Annotated in this window: 2 protein-coding genes and 2 pseudogenes; all 4 read left to right on the top strand. The window is 43.5% G+C overall.

What is annotated here, in order from left to right:
- Positions 1-373 (top strand): annotated as a pseudogene (locus tag HP456_RS21000) (peptidase M6); the annotation flags it as partial.
- A gap of 385 nt (positions 374-758) precedes the next feature.
- On the top strand, positions 759-1949 hold the full coding sequence (locus HP456_RS20995) for a glycine C-acetyltransferase (RefSeq protein WP_172254749.1): 1191 nt from the start codon (positions 759-761) through the stop codon (positions 1947-1949).
- A 242-nt stretch (positions 1950-2191) separates the two neighbouring features.
- Positions 2192-3133 (top strand): L-threonine 3-dehydrogenase, encoded by a 942-nt coding sequence (locus HP456_RS20990; protein ID WP_172254747.1) that lies wholly within the window; start codon positions 2192-2194, stop codon positions 3131-3133.
- 202 nt (positions 3134-3335) lie between these two features.
- Positions 3336-3834 (top strand): annotated as a pseudogene (locus tag HP456_RS20985) (hypothetical protein); the annotation flags it as partial.

Genomic DNA, 3834 nt, shown 5'->3' with positions numbered 1-3834 from the left:
TAACGGTGCTGGCTGGTTCATTGATAATATTGAGATTCCTGAAATTGGATACACGAATGATGGATCTTCAGTGGATGGGTTTAAATCCTTTGCAGAATTGAAGGGTGAGTATGTCAATTACACTGTAACCTTCATCAATGAAAGAGAAGTCGGTAACAAAAAAGGCAAAAAAGTGAAACACAAAGTCATTACTGTAGATCCATTTAACGTAACAGAAGAAGATGCACTGAATCTTCGCCAATTATTCCAAAACGGTAAAAACTATATGATTACTTCTTATGCTGCACCTGCATCAAGCAAGGAATCTGTTGATTTCACTTATGAAGTCAACTTGAAAGAAAACAATAAGAAAAAGAAAAAGAACGACCGCTGATCCTTCCAGGTGACCCCTTAAACAAAGGGGTCACTTTTTTTCATTTACTCGATGGGTCCGTTCTTTTTTGATAATGATTAAGGGACTTAAGAATTTGATGGACTGGCTGTCGAAGCTGGATGTGTAAGATCCCGGGGAGAGGTATGAAAATAAATGTAATCATAACCGGTCTGCAGTTCAATAAAAAACTGCAGCTTTTTTCATTTATCGGGAACACTAAATGATATAGATAAAAATATGAAATTTTTTGTCCATCACGAAAAAACATGTTAAACTATTATGTAGATTAAAAACAAGGTAATATCTAGAAATAAAGGATGCCAACTGTATTTTTGGAGTGGACAATTGTGTGTAAAGCGCTTACATATAAAAGGAGGAATTTCCTATGACAAGTAAAACTCTTGATTCTTTTTTACAAGAAAATCTGGAAGATTTAAAATCACGCGGTTTGTACAATGAAATCGATCCGCTGGAAAGTGCGAACGGACCTGTCATCACGATTCGAGGAAAGAAGCTTGTGAACCTTTCTTCGAATAACTATTTGGGACTTGCGACAGATGAGCGCCTGAAAAAAGTGGCGATCGAAGCGATTAAAGAATATGGTGTCGGTTCTGGAGCCGTCCGTACCATCAACGGGACGCTTGATTTGCACGTGAAACTTGAAGAAAAGCTTGCTAAGTTCAAGGGGACAGAAGCAGCGATTGCGTATCAATCAGGATTCAATTGTAATATGGCGGCAATTTCAGCGGTCATGGATAAGAACGATGCGATTCTTTCAGACGAATTGAATCATGCTTCCATCATTGACGGCTGCCGTCTTTCAAAAGCCAAAGTCATCCGCTTCAACCATTCCGATATGGAGGATCTTCGCGAGAAGGCGAAAGAAGCGAAAGAATCCGGCCAATACAACAAAATCATGATCATCACTGACGGTGTCTTCTCCATGGATGGAGATGTATGTAAGCTACCTGAAATCGTGAAGATCGCGGAAGAATTCGATTTCATGACGTACGTCGATGACGCTCACGGATCCGGTGTGCTGGGAAAAGGTGCAGGAACGGTGAAGCATTTCGGATTACAGGATAAAGTCGATTTCCAAATGGGTACGCTCTCAAAAGCAATCGGGGTAGTCGGCGGATATGTGGCAGGTACTCAGAACCTGATCGATTGGTTAAAAGTACGCTCCCGCCCTTTCCTGTTCTCAACTTCGTTAACACCGGCAGACGTGACTGCTTGTACAGAAGCACTTGATCTTCTGATGAACAGCACGGAATTACAGGATAAAATGTGGGAAAATAGTACGTATCTCAAAGACGAACTTAAGAAATTGGGCTTCGATATCGGGGACAGCGAAACTCCGATCACACCGGTCATCATTGGAGAAGAGCAAGCAACCCAGGACTTCAGTAAACGTCTATATGAAGAAGGTGTCTACGCAAAATCAATCGTTTTCCCTACTGTACCAAGGGGAACCGGCCGTGTGAGAAACATGCCGTCAGCGGCTCATACGAAAGAAATGCTTGACCAGGCTGTTGCCGCATATGAGAAAGTCGGCAAAGAAATGGGTATAATCTAAACATATATTGAAATATATACCGGGTGCATGCCGGATGAACGAGTCCCTCGATCGCCCGGTTGTGTGCTTTCTTGTATTATAAGAATGTATAAATTTTATTGGAGAATTGTCCAGCTCCAGCGCCAAGCCCTTCGGGACGTTTCAGTCTGACCGCTGAAGTCAAGAGCGGCTTCACCGTTCTGAACAAGAGCGCTTGTCGGGGCTGAACAAGGCGCTTGCGCTTTCTTACAGGAGGAAATAGAATGAAAAAGATTTTACTGACAGGAGCATTGGGTCAAATTGGTTCTGAGCTTACAGCAAAGCTGAGAAGTGTATACGGCCCTGATAATGTCATTGCAACGGATATCCGCGAAACGGACAGCCATGTGGTTCACAACGGCCCATTTGAGAAACTGGACGTGACGGATGCAGAGAAGATGTTTGATATTGCGAAAACGAATAATGTCGATACGATCATTCACTTAGCCGCTTTATTATCGGCAACTGCCGAAAAGAAGCCCCTGCTTGCCTGGAATCTGAATATGGGCGGATTGGTGAATGCACTTGAAACAGCAAGAGAGTTAGAATGCCAATTCTTTACCCCGAGTTCGATCGGTGCCTTTGGTCCAAATACACCAAAGGACTCGACGCCTCAGGATACAATCATGCGCCCGACCACGATGTACGGCGTCAATAAAGTATCTGGTGAATTATTATCTGATTACTACTTCCACAAGTTCGGCGTGGATACAAGAGGACTGCGCTTCCCCGGCTTGATTTCTTATGAGACACTTCCTGGCGGCGGAACAACGGATTACGCGGTTGAAATTTATTACGAAGCGATCAAGAACAATGCGTACACTTCCTACATCGGCGAGGGCACTCATATGGATATGATGTATATGCCGGATGCGCTTCAGGCGATCATCGACCTGATGGAAGCTGATCCATCAAAGCTTCAGCACCGCAACTCATTCAACGTATCTGCCATGAGCATCGCACCTGAAGATGTGGCAGCAGCAATCCGTGTTCACCAGCCGGACTTCAAACTCGACTATGAAGTCGACCCTGTCCGACAGTCTATAGCCGAAAGCTGGCCGGATGCCATTGACTCAAGCGCTGCCAGAGCCGAGTGGGACTTCAAAGCAAACTTTGATCTTGCAAAAATGACGGCTGACATGCTCGATAAATTAAAAACGAAATAATCTGCGCAGATCGATCCTATTAGCCTAAACGCTGTGAGGATCGATCTTTTTTATTATTTCTCCCATGAAAGGTAAAAATGGAGGATACAGTTATTTCTTCTTTTATATTCAGATAGTAAATAATGCGAGATTATCACATTGGGATTATCAGAATTTAGGCCTTATGGTACGATAAAAGAAAAAAGATCGCGCAGGTGGCGTCATGAAAGAAAACAATCTGCATTTCACAAAAGAAAAATTCAATCATCTGGGTGCTATCATCTGTCTGCTATTCATTCTTCAGCTTCTGGCTGTGCTGTTTTTAGAAAAAACATGGAGTATGGCAGCTTCGATCATTATCTTGATTGCCGGTATCTCCTTCATGATGAGAATGAGGGCAAGAGCGAAGACGTTCTTTGATGAATATCAACATCTGATAGAGGAGGAAAACCAATTATCGACACTCCTTCACTCTCTGCCTGACTTCATCTGCTTTAAGGACGGGGAGGGACGCTGGCTGAAGGTCAATCAATTTGGACGGCAGCTTTATAACCTCGAGGACATCGACTATCAGGGGAAAACCGATTGTGACTTGGGAGAGTTAGTCCCATTCTTCAAGGATGCATTTGACTACTGCATCGATTCCGATGAACAGTCGTGGCAATCGGAAAATGTGACGAGGTGCGAAGAAGGCTTCTATCTTCCGAGCGGGGAGTTCAAGA

This window comes from Bacillus haikouensis (genome assembly GCF_013179555.1).
Classification (GTDB): domain Bacteria; phylum Bacillota; class Bacilli; order Bacillales; family Bacillaceae_B; genus Rossellomorea; species Rossellomorea haikouensis_A.
Note: the sequence above shows the minus strand (reverse complement) of the source record. Positions and strands in the feature narration are given on the sequence as shown.